The following is a 17909-nucleotide window of genomic DNA, read 5'->3' as shown; positions in this document are numbered from 1 at the left end:
TTGGTATATCAGTCAGTAGGATGACGGTATGTCGATTCCTCTGACGAGGCAAGACCCGCAGGCGGTCAACGCCTACGATCTGCGCGTGACCGTCGCTCCGCTGGACCTGGACCAGCCGGCCGCCTCGTCCCTGGCGGACCGGGCCTACGTGGCGATCCGGGACCGGCTGATCATGCTCGACATCCGGCCGGGCGACCCGATCGACGACGACGACCTGGCCCAGGACCTCGGCGTCGGCCGCACCCCGGTCCGCGAGGCGCTCAAGCGCCTGGAGGGCGACCGGCTCGTCGTGTCCTACCCGCGGCGGGGCACGTTCGCCACCGGCATGGACATCTCGGACCTGGCGCACATCTCCGACATCCGCGCCCAACTCGAGCCCCTGGCCGCCCGCCGGGCCGCTGAGCGCGCCACCCGGACGCCACGCCCCGACCTCGAGGACCTGGCCGCGCACATCGAGCAGCTCGACGTCACCCGGGTCGACCGGACCGAGCTCATGCGCTGGGACCTCGCGGTGCACCGGGCCATCTACCGGGCGGCCGGCAACCCCCACCTCGAGGACGTCCTGATCCGCTACGACAACCTGGCGACGCGGATCTTCTGCCACTTCCTCGACCGCCTGCCCACGGTCGACGAGCACGTCCGGGAGCACGTGGAGCTGCTCCGGGCGATCGCCGCCGGCGACACCGACCGGGCCGACGACCTCGCCCGCGAGCACGTGCTCGGCTTCGAGACGGCGATCCGCGCGGTCATCTGAAAGGACCCCCCTTCAGGGGCCCACGCCGCACTCCGTTCGGCGCGGGCCCCTGAGGGGGGCCGTTCCAGCACGTCACCTGGGTCCTCCATCAGCCTCGGATGCGGGTCATCTCGGGGTCGACGAGCGGCTCGGCGGCGACGGTGGCGGGGATGCGGGTGCCGAAGTACTCGATCTCGACAGCCGTCCCGACGGTCGCCGAGGCGGGCAGCCAGGCGTAGGCGATCGGCCGGCCGACGGTGTGCCCGAAGGCCGCGCTGGTCACGTGGCCGGCCGGGCGGCCGTCGACGAACACCGGCTCGGAGCCGAGGACGACGCTGCGGCCGTCGTCGATCGTCAGGCAGGACAGCCGGCGGCGCACCGTGTCGTCGCCCTTCCCGGCGAGGGCCTGCCGTCCCACGAAGTCGTGCTGCTTCTGCCGGCGGACCGCGAACCCGAGACCGGCCTCGTAGGGGTCGTGCTCGGTGGTCATGTCGTGGCCCCAGGCGCGGTAGCCCTTCTCCAGCCGGAGGCTGGCGAAGGCCGCGCGGCCCGCGGCGACCACGCCGAGGTCCTGGCCGGCGCACCACAGCACGTCCCACAGCCGCCGGCCGTCGTCGGCGGAGGCGTAGAGCTCCCAGCCCAGTTCGCCGACGTAGGACAGCCGCATCGCCGTCACCGGCACTCCCCCGATCCGTGCCCGCGTGGCGCGGAAGTACCGCAGCCCGTCGTTCGAGAAGTCGTCGGAGCTGACCCGCTGGACCAGGTCGCGGGCCCGCGGGCCCCACAGGCCGATGCAGCAGGTGCCGCCGGTGACGTCCCGGACCTGCACGCTGCCGTCGTCCGGCGCCTCGCGCAGCAGGTGGTCGTGGTCGAGGGGACCGTTGGCGCCGACCTGGAACAGCTGCTCGCCGAGCCGGGCGACGGTGAGGTCGCTGCGGATGCCGCCGGCCTCGTCGAGGGCCAGCGTGTAGGTGACCGACCCGACGGACTTGTCCATCTCGCCGGTCGTCAGCCGCTGCAGCAGGGTGAGGGCGCCGGGGCCGCTGACCTCCAGCCGCTTGAGCGGCGTCATGTCGTACAGCGCCACGGCCGTGCGGGTCCGCCACGCCTCCGCCGCCGCGATCGGCGACCAGAACCGTCCCGCCCAGGCGTCGCGCTCCGGCGGCACCCACTCCGCGGGCAGCCGGTCCACCAGGTGCGCGTTGGCCTCGTACCAGTGCGGCCGCTCCCAGCCGGCGGCCTCGAGGAACACCGCGCCGAGCTCCTGCTGCCGGGCGTGGAAGGGGCTGACCCGCAGGTCGCGCGGGGACAGCCGCGGCTGCAGCGGGTGGACCACGTCGTAGACCTCGACGAAGTTCTGCTGCGAGGTCTCGCGGACGTACTCCGGCGCGAGCTGGACGTCCTCGAAGCGGTGCACGTCGCAGCCGTGCAGGTCGAGCTCCGAGTGGCCGTCGACGAGCAGCTGGGCCACCGACCGGGCGACACCGGCCGAGTGCGTCACCCAAACCGCCTCGGCGATCCAGAAGCCCGCCACGTCCCGCGACTCGCCGATCAGCGGGCCGCCGTCCGGGGTGAACGAGAAGACGCCGTTGAAGCCCGAGTCGATCTTCGTGGCCCGCAGCGAGGGCAGCAGCAGCCGGCTCTGCTCCCACGCCGGTGCGAAGTCCTCCTCGGTGAAGGGCAGCATCGAGGGCATCGCCGACTCCCGCACGCCGTCGCCCTGGGGGAGCTCGCCCAGGTCGACGGGCATCGGCCGGTGGGCGTAGGACCCGATGCCGAGGCGGTCGACGCGCTCGCGGTAGTAGAGGTCCTGGTCCTGGTGGCGCAGGATCGGCAGGCTCGCCTCGCCGAGCTCGTCGTTGCGGCCGACCAGCTCGGGCACCTGGCCGGTCCAGACGAACTGGTGGGCCAGCGGCAGCAGGGGCACGTCCATGCCGACCATGGCGCCGAGCTCCTGGCCCCAGAAGCCGGCGCAGGAGACGACGATGTCGGCGGGGAGAACGCCGTCCGGGGTGCGGACGCCGGTCACCCGGCCACCGGCCTGCTCGATCCCGGTCACCCGGGTGGACCCCTGGAAGCGGGCGCCCCGCGCCTCGGCGCGGCGGGCCAGGGCGACGACCGCCCGCGACGCCTTGGCCAGGCCGTCGCTGGGGATGTGCAGGCCGCCGAGGATGCGGTCGCGGTCGACCAGCGGGTGCAGCCGGAGGCACTCGTCCACGTCGACCACCTGCGCCTCGACGCCCCAGGAGGTGGCCCAGCCGTGCTTGCGGTGCAGGTCGGCGAGCCGCTCCGGCGTGGTGGCGACCTCGAGGCCGCCGACCTGGTTGAAGCACCAGGCGCCGTCGACGTCCATGCCCAGGAACTTCTCGACCGTGTAGCTCGCGAAGGCGGTCATCGTCTTCGAGGCGTTGGTCTGGAAGACCAGCCCGGGCGCGTGCGACGTGGAGCCCCCGGTGAGCGGGAGGGGTCCCTGGTCGACCACGGTGACGCGGTCCCAGCCGCGGGCGGTCAGCTCGTCGGCCAGGTTGGCCCCGACGATGCCCGCTCCGATGACGACCACACGAGGCGTGGTGGACATGGCTCTACTCCTGACCGGCGGTGGTGGGGGTGAACTCGAGGGCCGCGTCGAGCAGCCAGTCGGCGAGGTAGCCGGCGAACGAGGACCGGACGAGCACGAGGTGGTCGTCGCCGGCGTCGGAGAGGGTGAGCAGCACGACCCCGGCCTGGCCGAGCGTGGTCTGCGCGCTGCGGCCACGCCCGGAGACCCGCGGGTGCAGGTCGATCGAGCAGCCCCTGGCGAGCACGTCCCGCACCCGCGCACCGGTCAGCCGGAGACCGATCCGCTGGGCGGAGACGTCCGTCACGGACCCGCCCAGCGGGACCACGGCGGCACGGACGCGGGCCTCGAGCTCCTCCGGGGTCTCCGTGGTGCTCGTCAGCAGCCACTCGTCGGGGCCGAGCCAGACGGCCCGTCCCGAGCCGGCGGGCACCCAGGTGTTCGGCGCCGTCGGCAGGTCCACGCCCAGCGCCGCGGCGGCCTCGGTGCCCACCGCGGGCAGCCGGACGTCGACCGTCGCGACGTACGGCTCGACGGCGATGCCGACGTCGGCGGGCAGCCGCGCGAACCGGGTGGTCCACGCCTCGAGCGGGTGGGTGCGCAGCAGCTCAGCCATCACGACGGGCTCCTTCGGGGTCGACCAGCACCGACCCGGTGACCTCGACCGGGACGAGGGCGCCGTCGACGGGCACGTGGACGGTGTCGCCGACGCGGGACCGGCCGCCCTTGACCAGGGCGAGGGCGAACGGGCGTCCGAGCTCGGCGCTGCGGTAGCTGGAGGTGACGTGCCCGAGCATCGGGACCGGCGGGGGCGGCAGCTGGCCGTCGGCGCGGAACTCGACGATCTGCGACCCCTCGGGCAGCACGGTCTGCCGGTCCACGGGCAGCAGGCCGACCAGCTGCTTGCGCAGCGGGTCGGAGTTGGCCGGGCGGGCGAAGGAGCGCTTGCCGACGAAGTCCGGCTTCTTCTTCGACACGGCCCACGCCATGCCGAGGTCGTGGGGGGTGACGGTGCCGTCGGTGTCCTGCCCGATGATCGGGTAGCCCTTCTCCGCGCGGAGCACGTGCATCGTCTCCGTGCCGTACGGCGTGATGCCGAACGGGCGGCCGGCCTCGATCAGCCGCTGCCACACCGCGACGGCGTACCAGGGGCTCACGTAGACCTCGAAGGCGAGCTCGCCGGAGAAGCTGATCCGGGCCAGCCGGACCGGCACCCCCTCGAGGGTGGCGTCCCGCCAGGTCATGAACGGGAACGCCTCGTTCGAGACGTCGACGTCGGGGAAGACTGCGCCGACCACGTCGCGGGAGCGGGGGCCCACGACGGGGAAGGTGGCCCACTGCTCGGTGACCGACGTGCAGTGCACCCGCAGGTCGGGCCACTCGGTCTGGAGCCACTCCTCCATCCAGTCGAGGACCTTCGCCGCGCCGCCGGTCGTGGTGAGGACGAGGAAGCGGTCCTCGGCCAGCCGCAGCACCGTGCCGTCGTCGATGACCATGCCGTCGACGCCGCACATGACGCCGTAGCGGACCGAGCCGACCTTCAGGCTGCTCATCAGGTTCGTGTAGAGCCGGTCGAGGAGGACGGCGGCGTCGGGGCCCTGGACGTCGATCGTGCCGAGGGTGGAGCCGTCGAGGATGCCGACGCCGGTCCGGGCCGCGGCGCACTCGCGGAGGACCGCGGCCTCCATGTCCTCGCCGGGCCGCGGGTAGTACCGGGGCCGCTTCCACTGGCCGACGTCCTCGAGGACCGCGCCGGCCGCGACGTGCCAGTCGTGCAGCGCGGTGACCCGCTCGGGGTCGAAGAGCCGGCCGCGGTCGCGGCCGGCCAGCGCGGCGAAGGCGACCGGGGTGTAGGGCGGCCGGAACGTGGTGGTGCCGGTGTCCTGCACCGGGATGCCCAGCAGCTCGGCGGTGATGCCCGAGGTGAGGACGCCGGAGGTCTTGCCCTGGTCGTGCGCCGTCCCGATCGTCGTGTAGCGCTTGACGTGCTCGATGGAGCGCAGGCCGGCACCGACCGCGCGGGCGATGTCGGCGACCGTCGCGTCGCGCTGCAGGTCGACGAACGAGGTGCTGCCCGCGGCGCCGGAGGTGTCGGGGACCCGCCACAGCACCAGGGGCGCGGCCGGCGCGACGGGCTCCGGGGCGGTGGGCAGCCGGTCCTCGGCCGCGGGCGCGATGGCCAGGGCGGTCAGTGCCGCGCGGGCCACCCGCTGCCCGTCGGCCAGGCACCCGGCCAGGTCGGACACGCCGGCCGCCGAGCCGGCGACCGAGAGGCCGTCGAGGTCCTCCCCGGGGACGAACGCGCCGAGCGCCTCGTCGTAGCGCAGCCGGCCGCGGGCCTGGCTGAACAGGTGCACCGCCGGGTTCCAGCCGCCGCTGACCAGGAGCAGGTCACAGGCGACGGCGGAGGAGGCGCCGACCTCCCCGTCGGCGAACGGGGCGACGAGGGCGTGGGTGACCCGCTCCTCGCCACGGGTGCCGGTGACGACGGCGCCGGGCAGGACGCGGATGCCGGCCTGCTCGCACTCCTCGCGCCGGCGCGGCGAGCCCTCCGGCCGGGCGTCGACCACCGCCTGCACCCGCACGCCGGCGCGGGAGAGGTCGAGGGCGGCGTCGTAGGCGCTGTCGTTGGTGGTGAAGACGACGGCCTCGCGGCCGGGCAGCACGCCGTACCGGTGCAGGAACGTCCGGGCGGCGCCGGCGAGCATGGTCCCCGGGCGGTCGTTGTCCGCGAACACGACCGGACGCTCGTGGGCCCCGGTCGCCACGACGACGGCGCGGGCCCGGAAGCGCCACACCCGCTGCCGGGACAGGTGCCGCGGTGCGGCCGCCCCGAGGTGGTCGGTGCGCCGCTCGAGCGCCAGGACGAAGCCGTCGTCGTAGCTGCCGAAGGCGGTGGTGCGCTGCAGGTGCAGCACCTCCGGGTGCGCGGCCAGCTCCGCGACCGCGCCCGCCACCCAGTCCGGCGCCGGGGCGCCGTCGAGCCGGTCGGTGCCCGACAGCAGCGAGCCGCCGGCCTCGGAGTGCTCGTCGACGAGCGCGACCCTCGCCCCCGCACGGGCGGCGCTGAGCGCCGCGGCCAGCCCCGCCGGACCGGCCCCCACGACCAGCACGTCGACGTGGTGGTGCACGGCGTCGTACCGGGCGGAGTCGGGGACGTCGGCGAGACGTCCCTGTCCCGGCAGGCCGGAGGCGGCCAGCCCGTCGAAGAGCTCGACGGTGGTGGCCAGCAGCATGGGCTCGGGGAAGGGCTCCTCGATCTGGACGAGTCCGCCCGGGTCCTCGGCCCAGGCCGCGGCGATGCCGCGCGGCCGGCCGAGCTTGACGCTGGTGGCGACCCGGTGGCGGCCGGAGGCGAGCAGGGCCGAGGCCAGCGTGTCGCCGGGGTGGCCGGTGAGGGTCTCCCCGTCGAAGGTGAACTCGAGGGTGGTGGTGCGGTCGATGCGGCCGCCGTCGGCCGTCCGGGAGCTGCTCGTCACGGGGTCACCGGCTTCGGGTCGTCGAGGCGGTCCACGCGCTCGAAGCGGTAGGTGGCGGTGTCGCGGACGGCGGTGAACCAGCGGCGGCAGCCGGCGCTGTGGTGCCAGCGCTCGGTGAAGCGGCCCCGGGGGTTGTCGCGGAAGAAGACGTAGTGCGCCCACTCCTCGTCGGAGAGCGCGCCCGGGTCGTCCGGGTACGGGACGGAGGCCTGGCCGCCGTAGGAGAACTCGGCCTCCTCGCGGGGGCCGCACCACGGGCACGGGATGAGTTGCACGGAGAGCTCCTGGGTGGGGAACGACGTCAGTGGGCGACGGCGGCCGCGCCGTGCTCGTCGACGAGCGCGCCGGTGACGAAGCGGTCGAGGCTGAACGGCGCCACGGTCGGGTGCGGCTCGTCGTGGGCGACGGTGTGCGCCAGGGCCCAGCCGATGCCGGGCGTGGCCTTGAACCCGCCGGTGCCCCAGCCGCAGTTGAGGTAGACGTTGTCGTACGGGGTCCGCCCGACGATCGGCGAGGCGTCGGGGCTGACGTCGACGATGCCGGCCCAGCTGCGCAGCAGGTGCGCCCGGGCGAACACCGGGAAGAGCTCGACGGCGGCGGCCATCTGGCGCTCGATGACGTGGAAGGCGCCGCGCTGGCCGTAGCCGTTGTAGGAGTCGACGCCGGCGCCCATGACCAGCTCGCCCTTGTGCGCCTGGGAGACGTAGACGTGGACGGCGTTGGACATGACCACGGTGGGGTGCACCGGCTCGAGCAGCTCGGAGACCAGGGCCTGCAGCGGGTGGCTCTGGATCGGCACCCGGATGCCCAGCAGATCGGTGAGCACGGAGGTGTGCCCCGCCGCGCAGAGGACGACCCGGCCGGCGGCGATCGTGCCGCGGGTGGTCTGCACCCCGGTGACCCGGTCGCCGTCGGTGCGGAAGCCGGTGACCTCGCAGTCCTGGACCAGGTCGATCCCGGCCTGGTCGGCGCGCCGGGCGAAGCCCCAGGCCACGTAGTCGTGCTTGGCGATGCCGGCGCGTGGCTGGTAGGTGGCCCCCATGACCGGGTAGCGGATGTCGGGCGAGGTGTTGACGACCGGGCAGACCTTGCGGACCTCGTCGGGCTCGAGCCACTCGGCGTCGATGCCGTTGAGCTTGTTGGCCTCCACCCGGCGCACGCTGTCGCGGACGTCCTGCAGCGTGTGGGCGAGGTTGAGCACGCCGCGCTGGCTGAACAGGATCGGGTAGCCGAGGTCCTCCTCGAGTCCCTCCCACAGCTTCAGGGCGTGCTCGTAGATCGCCGAGCTCTCGTCCCACAGGTAGTTGGACCGGATGATCGTGGTGTTGCGGGCCATGTTGCCGCCCGCCAGCCAGCCCTTCTCCAGGACCGCGACGTCGGTGATGCCGTGGTTCTTCGCCAGGTAGTGGGCGGTGGCCAGGCCGTGCCCGCCGCCGCCGACGATGACGACGTCGTACGAGCGCTTCGGCTCGGGGTTCCGCCAGAGGGCGTCGGGGTGCTCGGGCAGGTCCGCGCCGGGGGTGCGGGGGCTCATCGGGCGACCTCCGTCAGGTCGGGGTAGAGCGGGTGGCGGCCGGCCAGCCGGGTGACCCGCCCGCGGAGCCCGGCCAGCTGGGCCTCGTCCACCTCGGGCCGCAGCGCGGTGGCGATGACGTCGGCGACCTCGGCGAAGTCGTCGACCTCGAAGCCGCGCGCCGCCAGGGCGGGGGTGCCGATGCGGACACCGGAGCTGACCATCGGCGGGCGGGGGTCGAACGGCACCGCGTTGCGGTTGACGGTGATCCCGATCGCGTGCAGCCGGTCCTCGGCCTGCCGGCCGTCGAGCTCCGAGGCGCGCAGGTCCACCAGGACCAGGTGGACGTCGGTGCCGCCGCTGACCACGTCGACGCCCGCCGCGCGCGAGTCGGGCGCCAGCAGCCGGTCGGCCAGGATCCGGGCGCCGGCGAGCGTGCGCTCCTGCCGCTCCCGGAAGGCGGGTTCGCCGGCCAGCTTGAAGGCGACGGCCTTGGCCGCGATCACGTGCTCCAGGGGCCCGCCCTGCTGGCCGGGGAAGACCGACGAGTTGAACTTCTTCGCCAGGTCGGCGGTGGCCAGGATGACGCCGCCGCGCGGGCCGCCGAGGGTCTTGTGGGTGGTCGAGGTGACCACGTGGGCGTGCGGGACGGGCGACGGGTGCAGCCCGGCGGCCACCAGCCCCGCGAAGTGGGCCATGTCGACCATCAGGTGGGCGCCGACCTCGTCGGCGATCCGCCGGAACTCCGCGAAGTCCAGCTGCCGCGGGTAGGCCGACCAGCCCGCGACGATCAGCCGGGGCCGCCGCTCGTGGGCCAGCCGCTCGACCTCGGCCATGTCGACGCGGTGGTCGTCCGGCCGCACGTGGTAGGCCGCGACGTCGTAGAGCTTCCCGGAGAAGTTGAGCCGCATCCCGTGGGTCAGGTGGCCGCCGTGCGCGAGGTCCAGGCCCAGGATGGTGTCGCCGGGCTGCAGGAGAGCCGACATCGCCGCGGCGTTGGCCTGCGCACCCGAGTGTGGCTGCACGTTGGCGTACTGGGCGCCGAACAGCGCCTTCAGCCGGTCGATGGCCAGCTGCTCGACGACGTCGACGTGCTCGCAGCCGCCGTAGTACCGCCGGCCGGGGTATCCCTCGGCGTACTTGTTGGTCAGCACCGAGCCCTGGGCCTCCATCACCGCGACCGGGGCGCAGTTCTCGCTGGCGATCATCTCCAGCGTGGTCTGCTGCCGGGTCAGCTCGGCGGAGATCGCGTCGGCGACCTCGGGGTCGGTGTCGGCCAGCGACCGGTCGAGGACGCGGTCGGGACGAGCCCGGGCCGGGGCCGGTGGCGCTCCGTCCAGCTGGACGACCATGCCGGGTCCCTCCTGTCATGAGATGGAGCCGAGGACTGGTATATCAGTCGTGCAACACCGTAGGGTGACCGCCGGACGGGGTCAAGAGGCGCCCGGGGACGACCTCCCCGGCCCGCCCCGCCCGCCTCCGCGGCACGCTCCGCAGGGCAGCCCCGCGTCCGGTCCGTACGTCCCCCGAGAGGAGATCCGCCGTCATGGCCTACGAGGTGAGGGGCGTCGTCGCCCGCAGCAAGGGCGCTCCGGTGAGCGTCGAGACGATCGTGGTGCCCGATCCCGGCCCCGGGGAGGCGGTGGTCGACGTGCAGGCCTGCGGGGTCTGCGCGACCGACCTGCACTACCGCGACGGCACCATCACCGACGAGTACCCGTTCCTGCTCGGCCACGAGGCCGCCGGCACCGTCGCCGCCGTCGGCGAGGGCGTCACCGACGTCGCGGTCGGGGACTACGTGGTGCTCAACTGGCGCGCGGTGTGCGGGCAGTGCCGCGCGTGCCTCAGGGGCGAGCCGCAGTACTGCTTCGACACGCACAACGCCGCGCAGAAGATGACGTTGACCGACGGCACCGAGCTCTCCCCCGCACTCGGCATCGGCGCCTTCGTGGAGAAGACCTTGGTGCACTCCGGCCAGTGCACCAAGGTCGACCCGGCCGCCCCCGCCACCGCGGCGGGGCTGCTCGGCTGCGGCGTGATGGCCGGCGCCGGCGCCGCGATGAACACCGGCGCGGTCCGGCGCGGCGAGAGCGTGGCGGTGTTCGGCTGCGGCGGCGTCGGCGACGCGGCGATCGCCGGGGCGAGGCTGGCCGGGGCGACGACGATCGTCGCCGTCGACGTCGAGGACCGGAAGCTGGAGTGGGCGAAGCAGTTCGGCGCCACGCACACGGTCAACTCACGCGCGACCGACCCGGTCGAGGCGATCCGGGCCCTCACCGGCGGCTTCGGGGTCGACGTCGCGATCGACGCGGTCGGCCGCCCCGAGGTGTTCGAGCAGGCCTTCTACGCCCGCGACCTCGCCGGCCGCGTGGTCATGGTCGGCGTGCCGGCCCCCGACATGCGCATCGAGCTCCCCGCCATCGAGGTCTTCGGCCGCGGCGGCGCCATCAGGTCCTCCTGGTACGGCGACTGCCTGCCCAGCCGTGACTTCCCGCTGCTGGTCGACCTGTACCTGCAGGGGCGGTTCCCGCTCGACCGCTTCGTCACCGACGTCATCGGCCTGGACGACGTCGAGGCGGCGTTCGACGACCTGCGCCGGGGCGAGGTGCTGCGCTCGGTCGTGGTGCTCGACAAGTGAGCGTCCGGGCGGACACCGGCCCGGGCTCCCCCGGGCCGGTGCTGCGGCGACCCCGCGGCGCGCTGCAGCAGGCGCTGCGGGAGGCCGGCTACGAGGTCCTGCCGCTGCGCGGGGCCGAGGAGCAGGTCGTCGAGCACGTCCCGCGGACCGTGCCGCTCACGGTGACGGTCACCGAGGCGCGGGGCCTGACGCCCACGCTGGACCTGGCCGAGCGCCTGTCCGGCCACGGCTTCGGCGTCACGCCGCACCTGGCCGCGCGGCTGGTCCACGGCCCGTCGCACCTCGCCGACGTCGTCGCCCGCCTGCACGCCGCCGGCGTCGAGGGCGTGTTCGTCGTCGGGGGCGACGCCGCCGAGCCGGTGGGCCCGTTCCCGGACGCGCTCTCCCTGCTCGAGGAGCTGGAGGGCCTCGGCCACCGCTTCCGGCACGTGGGGATCGGCGGGTATCCCGAGGGGCACGGGCACATCGGCCGGGAGGTCGTCGAGCGCGCCCTGGAGCGGAAGGCCCGGCACGCGACCCACGTGGTCTCGCAGCTGTGCTTCTCCGCGGCGACGACGGCGGCCTGGGCGCGCCGCGTCGCGCAGCGCGGTGTCGACCTGCCGATCCGCGTCGGCATCCCCGGAGCGGTGACGCGCCAGAAGCTGGTCCGCATCTCGGCCGGGCTCGGCCTGGGGCAGTCGGCCCGCTTCCTGTCGAAGCAGCACGGCCTCCTCTGGCGCTTCCTCCTCCCCCACGGGTACCGGCCCGACCGGCTCGTCGAACGCCTGGCACCCGCCCTCGGCGGCCCCGGGCACCGCCTGCAGGGCCTCCACGTGTCGACCTTCAACGAGGTGGCGCGGACCGAGGCGTGGCGTCAGGAGTGGCTGGCGCGCCTGTCGGACGCCGGGGACGGCTGAGCGGTACGCCCGCGGACGGCAAGGGGGCCGGGAGGACGACGTCCTCCCGGCCCCGTTGCCGTGTGTGCCGGCTCAGTCCGACAGGCGCTGGGTCAGCCACTCGTGGAAGACACCGATGTGGTGCTCGGAGGGCACCAGCACGCCGCCGTTCGCGTAGGCGCGGGAGGACATGGCCGGCTGCGTCCGCTCGCAGGCGGCGAAGTCCTGCTCGTTGACCCGGTGGAACAGCTCCACCGACCGGGTCACGTCCCTGCCCGACTCGACCACCTCGTGGGAGTAGAGCCAGTCGCACTCCACGATCGTCCGGTCGGCCGCGACGGGGAACATGCGGTGGAAGATGACGTGGTCGGGCACCAGGTTGACGAAGACCGTCGGCCGGACCGTGATGGCGAAGTAGCGGCGGTCCTGCTCCTCCTCGACGCCGGGGAGCCGGTCGAAGCCCGCGCTGCCGTCGACGGTGAAGCCCTCGACGTCGTCCCCGAACTGCGCGCCGTGCCCGACGAAGTACTGCGCCGCGTACCCGTCGGCGAACTCGGGCAGCACCTCGGTGAGCTCGGGGTGGATCGTCGCGCAGTGGTAGCACTCCATGAAGTTCTCGATGATGAGCTTCCAGTTCGCCTTGACGTCGTAGGTGATGCGGCGTCCCACGGACAGCGAGTCCAGGTCGTAGCTCTCGATCACCGCCTCGCTCCCCAGCCGCTCGACGACGTCGGCCACGACCCCGTCCTCGAACGACGGCGGTTCGTCCGCGAGGCAGACCCACGCGTAGCCCAGCCACTCGCGCAGCGCCACCGGCACCAGGCCGTACCGGACCCGGTCGACGTCGGGCATCTTCGTGAGGTTGGGAGCGGCGACCAGCTTGCCCTCGAGGTCGTAGGTCCAGGCGTGGTACGGGCACTGGAAGGCCCGCTTGACCGCGCCGGAGTCCTCCGTGCAGATCTGCGCGCCCCGGTGCCGGCAGATGTTGAGGAACGCCCGCAGCCGGCCGTCCCGGCTGCGGACCACGAGCACGCTCTCCCTCCCCACCTGGACCTTGCGGAAGGACCCCGGGGTCGGGAGGTCGCTCGAGCGCACGGCGCAGAACCACATGTCCTCGAAGACACGGGACTGCTCGAGCGCGAAGACGGCCGGGTCGGTGTAGTAGTGGCCCGGCAACGTGGAGATGAGGCTCGCGGGCAGGTCGGTGGTGGTCATACGGCACCTCGGGGTTCCGTCGGGCGATGCGATGTGGAGGACACGCCAGATGTCGCACGACGCGGTGTCTGCGACGAACCACGGCCGTCGCCCACCGGCGAGCTCAGGACGACCGTTCGTTGCACATTAATCAGCGGGTCGCGTCATGCGCAACAGCCCGCCGAGAGGCTGCCCGCCGCCGCAGCGGATGGTCAGCGGGGCGGACCGAAGAAGCCCAGTCGCCGGCTCAGCTCGTCGGCGCCCGCCACCACCCGCCGACCCAGCCGCGGGAAGTCCTCGGGGTGCATCCGGAAGGACGGTCCCGAGACGCTGAGCGCCGCGACCACGTCCCCGTCCGCACCCCGCACGGGCGCGGCGACGGCGTTGAGCCCGATCTCGTACTCCTCGACCGTGCTGCCCCACCCCTGCTCGACGACCCGGTCGAGGTCCTGCCGCAGCGCCTCGGGGTCGGTGACCGTGGCGGGGGTGTAGCGCGGCAGGTCGCGGGAGAGCACGTCCTTGCGGACGGCGTCCGGGGCGTGCGCCAGGAGCACCTTGCCGCTCGACGTCGCGTGCAGCGGGGTGCCCTGCCCCACCCAGTTGTGCGTGCTGAGCGCCGCCGGCCCGCGCGCCTGGCTGACGTTCACCGCCCGGTCGCCGTCGAGGATGGCGATGTTGACGGTCTCCTCGAGGTCGGCGGCCAGCGCCTGGCAGATCGGCCGCCCCTCCCGGGCGATGTCCAGTTGCGCGGCGGCCGCACCGGCCAGGCGCACCAGACCGAAGCCCAGCCGGTACTTGCCACGATCGGCCAACTGCTCGACGAAGCCCCGGCTCTCCAGTGCCGCCACCAGGCGGAAGGCCGTCGACTTGTGCACGCCGAGCTCGGCGGCCACCTCGGTGACACCGGCCTCACCCTGGGCCGCGAGGATCTCGAGCACGCTCAGGGCCCGGTCCACGGACTGGACGACGGCGGCCTGACCTCGCTCTGCGCTCTCTTCCTGCGGCCCGCTCACGACCCCAGCGTAGGTGGCGGACGGCGGGGTCGGTCCCGCTCTTGACGCCGTCACCCGGGCGGGTCATGCTGTTGCGTCAGAGGCACATCGTTGCGCAACACGCAACAACGACCGACGTGGAGTACCGATGATCCCGGTCTGCCCGACGACCGCGTTGCCGCCCGGTGAGGCGACCCGAGTGGAGGCCGAGGAGCCCATCGCGGTCTTCAACGTCGACGGCGAGTTCCTCGCGATCGACGACACGTGCACCCACCAGGACGCCTCGCTGGCCGACGGCTGGCTCGAGGGCTGCGCCGTGGAGTGCCCCCTGCACGCCTCCTGCTTCGACCTGCGCACCGGGCAGGTGTCGGGCCCGCCGGCCAAGACACCGGTCCGCACCCACCGGGTCGTCGTGCGGGACGGCATGGTCTACGTGCAGCCGGGAGTCGCCGTGGAGGGCGCCGCATGACCTCCACCATCGCCGTCGTCGGGGCCTCGCTGGCCGGCCTCTCGGCCGCGCGGGCACTGCGCGAGCAGGCCTACGACGGACGCGTCGTGGTGGTCGGCGACGAGGTGCACCCGCCCTACGACCGCCCGCCCCTGTCGAAGGACTTCCTGGTCGGGGTGTCGTCCGTGGACGACATCGCCCTGGGGACACCCGACGACGAGGACCTCGGCCTCGAGTGGCGGCTGGGTACCACGGCGGTGGGCCTCGACCCCGCCACCCGCTCGGTGCTGCTGGACGACGGCAGCGAGGTCCGCGCCGACGGCGTCGTCCTCGCCACCGGTGCCCGCGCCCGACGCCTCCCCGGCAGCGAGGGACTCGGCGGCGTGCACGTGCTGCGCTCGCTGGACGACGCCGTCGCCCTGCGGCAGGACCTGCTCGCCGGCGGACGGCTCGTCGTGGTCGGTGCCGGGTTCATCGGGGCCGAGGTCGCCTCCACCGCCCGCTCGCTCGGGCTGGAGGTGACCGTCGTCGAGACCCAGCCCATCCCGCTGGCCGGCCCGCTGGGCGCCGACATGGGCGCGGTCTGCGCCGGGTTGCACGCCGACCACGGCACGCGCCTCCTGGTCGGCGCCGGGGTCGCCGGGCTGGTCGGCACCGGCCGGGTGCAGGCCGTCGAGCTCACCGACGGCACCCGCCTGCCCGCCGACGTGGTGGTCGTGGGGATCGGCGCCGTCCCGAACACCGAGTGGCTGGCCGGCTCGGGCGTGGCTCTCGGCGCCGGCGTCCTCACCGACGCCCGCGGCGCCACCAGCCTCCCCGGCGTGGTCGCGGCCGGCGACTGCGCCGCGACGTGGTCGGCTCCCGCGGGGCGGCACGTCCGGGTCGAGCACTGGACCAACGCGCTAGAGCAGCCGGCCACCGCGGCCGCCACCCTGCTCGGCACCGGCGTGCCGGTGCCGGCGCCGGTGCCCTACTTCTGGTCCGACCAGTACGGCGCCCGCATCCAGTTCGCCGGCTCGCACCGCCCGGGCGACGTCGCCCGCGTCGTGGAGGGCGACTGCGCCGACCGCTGCTTCCTCGCGGTCTACGAGCGCGACGGCCACCCCGTCGCCGTCCTCGGGATGAACCAGCCCCGCCTGTTCACCCGCTGGCGCCGCCGGCTGCGCTCGGCCGTGCCGACCGCGTCCTGACCCCCGCGGCCGGGCCCACCGGCGCAGCCTCGGGCCGCCGTCACCTGGTGACGGCGGCCCGCTCGCGTGTCCCGGGTCCCCGCCGTGGCGCCGAGCGGTCCTGCAGGCGTCCCGGGCACGGCGGTGTCCCGGGCACGGCGAAGCCTCCCGGCAGCGGGGCGACCAGGTGTCGTCCGGCTGCCGGGAGGCTCGCGCCGTCCCCGGCCCCTAGTCGCGCGGTTCGAGCGGACGTCCGACGGCCTCCGCCCGGGGCTGGCTCCGCGCGGGGACGGCCGGATCGTCCGCCGACGCCACGAAGTTGCCCCGGGGGCCTGCCGGCGGCCGGTCACCCCGCTCCGCGGGCGCCGGGGACGACTGGACCCCCGCGCCGGCGGCGTCCGGAGCGGCCCGTCCCGGTTCCACCACCAGGACGAAGGCGTCGCCGTGCCGGGTGATGCCCTCGACCACGGCCTTCTCGATGGCGAGGTTGGCGAAGTTCCCGCGCAGCACGATGGGGTCGCGCCGGAGGTCCTTGACCAGGCTCACCGCCATCAGCGCCATCACCAGCGCGAAGGGCAGCGCCGCGATGATCGTCAGGTTCTGCAGGCCGGTCAGGGCGGCGCCGTCCTCGCCCAGGAGCAGCATGATCGCCGCCACCGAACCCATGACCACGCCCCAGAAGACGACGACCCAGCGGCTGGGCTCCAGCGTGCCGCGCTGCGACAGCGATCCCATGACGATCGAGGCGGCGTCCGCACCGGACACGAAGAAGATCGCCACCAGGACCATCACCAGCACGGTCGCGGCGGTGGACAGCGGGTACTGCTCCAGGACCGTGAACAGCTGCCCCTCCGTGGTGCCCTGGCCGGCGACGTCGACGCCGCTGCGCTGGGCGGCGATCCCGGCGCCGCCGAACACGGCGAACCACAGCAGGCTGACCAGGCTGGGGACGAGCAGCACGCCCGTGACGAACTGCCGGATGGTCCGGCCCCGGCTGATGCGCGCGATGAACAGCCCGACGAAGGGGGTCCAGCTGATCCACCAGGCCCAGTAGAAGACCGTCCAGCCGCGCAGCCAGGTGGCCATGGCGTCGCCGCCGGTGGCCTCGGTGCGCGCGGCCATCTCGCCGAGGTCGGAGAAGTAGCTGCCGACCGCGTCGGGGATCAGGTTCAGGATGAAGATCGTCGGGCCGGCGACGAAGACGAACAGCGCGAGCACCAGGGCCAGGACCATGTTGGTGTTGGACAGCCACTGGATCCCGCGCGCGATGCCGGAGACGGCCGAGACGACGAAGGCGGCGGTCAGGATCGCGATGATCCCCACCAGGACGCCGTTGCCGACGTCCCCGGCCCAGCCGAGGATCTCGACGCCGCTGCCGATCTGCAGGGCACCGAGGCCGAGGGACGCCGCGGATCCGAACAGCGTCGCGAAGATGGCCAGGACGTCGATGGTCCGGCCGACCGGGCCGCTGGCGCGCCGCTCCCCGAGCAGCGGGATGAACGCCGAGCTGATCAGCTGACGGCGGCCCCGCCGGAACGTGCCGTAGGCGATGGCCAGTCCGACGACGGCGTACATCGCCCACGGGTGCAGCGTCCAGTGGAACAGCGTGGTCGCCATGGCCGTCTGGATCGCCTCGGACGTCTCGGGCTCGGTCGTCAGCGGCGGCGGGGCGACGTAGTGCGACAGCGGCTCGGCGACGCCGAAGAACATCAGCCCGATGCCCATGCCGGCGCTGAACATCATCGCGATCCACGAGATCGTGCGGAACTGCGGCCGCTCGTCGTCGCGCCCGAGCGGGATCCGCCCGTACCTGCCCGCCGCCAGCCAGATCACGTACACGACGAAGGCCGAGGCCAGGAGCACGAACAGCCAGCCGAGGTTGCCGGTGATCCAGCCGAGGGCCGAGCTGCTCGCGGTGCCGAGTCCGGTGGGCGTGGCGAAGCCCCAGACGACGAAGCCCAGCGCCATGGCCGCGGCGATGGCGAAGAGGACCCGGTCCACCGCCCAGTGGCGGTCGGCGACACAGGGAGGCGGCTCCGCGATCGCGGGGTGCGTCCCGGTCACGGTCACGTCGGTGGCGTGGACGGTGGGGCGCTCCTCCCCGGCCGGGGCGCCGCCGACGGGCGCCGGGTCGGCCGCGACGGTCTCCGGGGTGCCGGGGCGGTGGGAGGGCGGAGCGGACTCGTGCGGTTTCTCCATGACGTTCCCCAATCATTGTTGCGTCATCCGAGACCGACTTCGGATGAGGGAACCAGAGGGCTGCGCGGTGAACAAGGGTCGAACGTGACTCTTTACACAGTCCCAGCATCGG

The 17909-nt window shown here is 73.9% G+C and carries 14 protein-coding genes; 5 read left to right on the top strand and 9 right to left on the bottom strand.

All coding sequences use genetic code 11. From position 1 onward, the window contains the following. Positions 1 to 85: 85 nt before the first annotated feature. Entirely contained in the window at positions 86 to 754 is a 669-nt protein-coding gene (locus ACI79O_RS10075) for a GntR family transcriptional regulator (protein WP_456892156.1), read from the top strand. A gap of 88 nt (positions 755 to 842) precedes the next feature. On the opposite strand, the gene ACI79O_RS10070 is transcribed toward ACI79O_RS10075, so the two are convergent. From ACI79O_RS10070 to ACI79O_RS10045, 6 genes are read right to left on the bottom strand one after another with little or no spacing between them, the layout of a single operon-like run. Next, positions 843 to 3311, bottom strand: a complete 2469-nt coding sequence (locus ACI79O_RS10070; RefSeq protein ID WP_456914031.1) for a GcvT family protein — start codon at positions 3309 to 3311, stop codon at positions 843 to 845. A 4-nt stretch (positions 3312 to 3315) separates the two neighbouring features. Continuing rightward, entirely contained in the window at positions 3316 to 3906 is a 591-nt protein-coding gene (locus ACI79O_RS10065; protein ID WP_456914042.1) for a sarcosine oxidase subunit gamma, read from the bottom strand. After that, a complete protein-coding gene (locus ACI79O_RS10060) occupies positions 3899 to 6769 on the bottom strand; it encodes a 2Fe-2S iron-sulfur cluster-binding protein (RefSeq protein ID WP_456914030.1) in 2871 nt (956 codons plus the stop codon). The genes ACI79O_RS10065 and ACI79O_RS10060 overlap by 8 nt, the downstream gene beginning before the upstream one ends. After that, positions 6766 to 7044, bottom strand: coding sequence for a sarcosine oxidase subunit delta (locus ACI79O_RS10055; protein ID WP_456892150.1), 279 nt, complete (start codon positions 7042 to 7044; stop codon positions 6766 to 6768). Before ACI79O_RS10055 ends, ACI79O_RS10060 begins: the two co-directional genes overlap by 4 nt. Positions 7045 to 7070: 26 nt before the next feature. Then, on the bottom strand, positions 7071 to 8303 hold the full coding sequence (locus ACI79O_RS10050; protein WP_456914029.1) for a sarcosine oxidase subunit beta family protein: 1233 nt from the start codon (positions 8301 to 8303) through the stop codon (positions 7071 to 7073). Further along, positions 8300 to 9634 (bottom strand): serine hydroxymethyltransferase, encoded by a 1335-nt coding sequence (locus tag ACI79O_RS10045; protein ID WP_456914028.1) that lies wholly within the window; start codon positions 9632 to 9634, stop codon positions 8300 to 8302. The genes ACI79O_RS10050 and ACI79O_RS10045 overlap by 4 nt, the downstream gene beginning before the upstream one ends. Positions 9635 to 9828: 194 nt before the next feature. On the opposite strand from ACI79O_RS10045, the gene ACI79O_RS10040 reads away from it, so the two are divergent. Further along, complete coding sequence (locus tag ACI79O_RS10040) at positions 9829 to 10920, top strand: S-(hydroxymethyl)mycothiol dehydrogenase (protein WP_456914027.1); 1092 nt, start codon at positions 9829 to 9831, stop codon at positions 10918 to 10920. Then, entirely contained in the window at positions 10917 to 11816 is a 900-nt protein-coding gene (locus tag ACI79O_RS10035) for a methylenetetrahydrofolate reductase (RefSeq protein ID WP_456914026.1), read from the top strand. The genes ACI79O_RS10040 and ACI79O_RS10035 overlap by 4 nt, the downstream gene beginning before the upstream one ends. Before the next feature lie 72 nt (positions 11817 to 11888). Here the strand turns inward: ACI79O_RS10035 and ACI79O_RS10030 are convergent, their stop codons facing one another. Together ACI79O_RS10030 and ACI79O_RS10025 are read right to left on the bottom strand one after the other, a co-directional pair. Next, positions 11889 to 13010 carry an aromatic ring-hydroxylating oxygenase subunit alpha gene (locus tag ACI79O_RS10030; RefSeq protein WP_456892142.1) on the bottom strand — a complete coding sequence of 374 codons (1122 nt, stop codon included), beginning with the start codon at positions 13008 to 13010 and terminating at the stop codon, positions 11889 to 11891. 191 nt (positions 13011 to 13201) lie between these two features. After that, positions 13202 to 14002: an IclR family transcriptional regulator gene (locus ACI79O_RS10025; protein WP_456892140.1), complete on the bottom strand. Its 801-nt coding sequence runs from the start codon at positions 14000 to 14002 to the stop codon at positions 13202 to 13204. Between the two features lie 127 nt (positions 14003 to 14129). Here ACI79O_RS10025 and ACI79O_RS10020 point away from each other — a divergent pair, with 127 nt between their 5' ends. Beyond that, positions 14130 to 14450 carry a bifunctional 3-phenylpropionate/cinnamic acid dioxygenase ferredoxin subunit gene (locus ACI79O_RS10020; protein ID WP_456878109.1) on the top strand — a complete coding sequence of 107 codons (321 nt, stop codon included), beginning with the start codon at positions 14130 to 14132 and terminating at the stop codon, positions 14448 to 14450. Further along, the gene (locus ACI79O_RS10015) at positions 14447 to 15619 is read left to right on the top strand and encodes an NAD(P)/FAD-dependent oxidoreductase (protein ID WP_456892138.1); all 1173 of its coding nucleotides are present in this window, start codon (positions 14447 to 14449) and stop codon (positions 15617 to 15619) included. Before ACI79O_RS10020 ends, ACI79O_RS10015 begins: the two co-directional genes overlap by 4 nt. Positions 15620 to 15826: 207 nt before the next feature. Here the strand turns inward: ACI79O_RS10015 and ACI79O_RS10010 are convergent, their stop codons facing one another. Then, positions 15827 to 17797, bottom strand: a complete 1971-nt coding sequence (locus tag ACI79O_RS10010; protein ID WP_456914025.1) for a BCCT family transporter — start codon at positions 17795 to 17797, stop codon at positions 15827 to 15829. Between the last annotated feature and the right edge of the window lie 112 nt (positions 17798 to 17909).

The organism is Geodermatophilus sp. SYSU D00696, from assembly GCF_054050235.1.
This window is presented reverse-complemented; position numbering and strand designations above follow the sequence as displayed.

Excerpts from the sequence above, each read along its gene's own strand:
- ACI79O_RS10045 (WP_456914028.1), bottom strand. The coding sequence starts at position 9,634 with ATGGTCGTCCAGCTGGACGGAGCGCCACCGGCCCCGGCCCGGGCTCGT.
- ACI79O_RS10065 (WP_456914042.1), bottom strand. The coding sequence starts at position 3,906 with ATGGCTGAGCTGCTGCGCACCCACCCGCTCGAGGCGTGGACCACCCGG.
- ACI79O_RS10050 (WP_456914029.1), bottom strand. The coding sequence starts at position 8,303 with ATGAGCCCCCGCACCCCCGGCGCGGACCTGCCCGAGCACCCCGACGCC.
- ACI79O_RS10010 (WP_456914025.1), bottom strand. The coding sequence starts at position 17,797 with ATGGAGAAACCGCACGAGTCCGCTCCGCCCTCCCACCGCCCCGGCACC.
- ACI79O_RS10040 (WP_456914027.1), top strand. The coding sequence starts at position 9,829 with ATGGCCTACGAGGTGAGGGGCGTCGTCGCCCGCAGCAAGGGCGCTCCG.
- ACI79O_RS10020 (WP_456878109.1), top strand. The coding sequence starts at position 14,130 with ATGATCCCGGTCTGCCCGACGACCGCGTTGCCGCCCGGTGAGGCGACC.
- ACI79O_RS10030 (WP_456892142.1), bottom strand. The coding sequence starts at position 13,010 with ATGACCACCACCGACCTGCCCGCGAGCCTCATCTCCACGTTGCCGGGC.
- ACI79O_RS10015 (WP_456892138.1), top strand. The coding sequence starts at position 14,447 with ATGACCTCCACCATCGCCGTCGTCGGGGCCTCGCTGGCCGGCCTCTCG.
- ACI79O_RS10070 (WP_456914031.1), bottom strand. The coding sequence starts at position 3,311 with ATGTCCACCACGCCTCGTGTGGTCGTCATCGGAGCGGGCATCGTCGGG.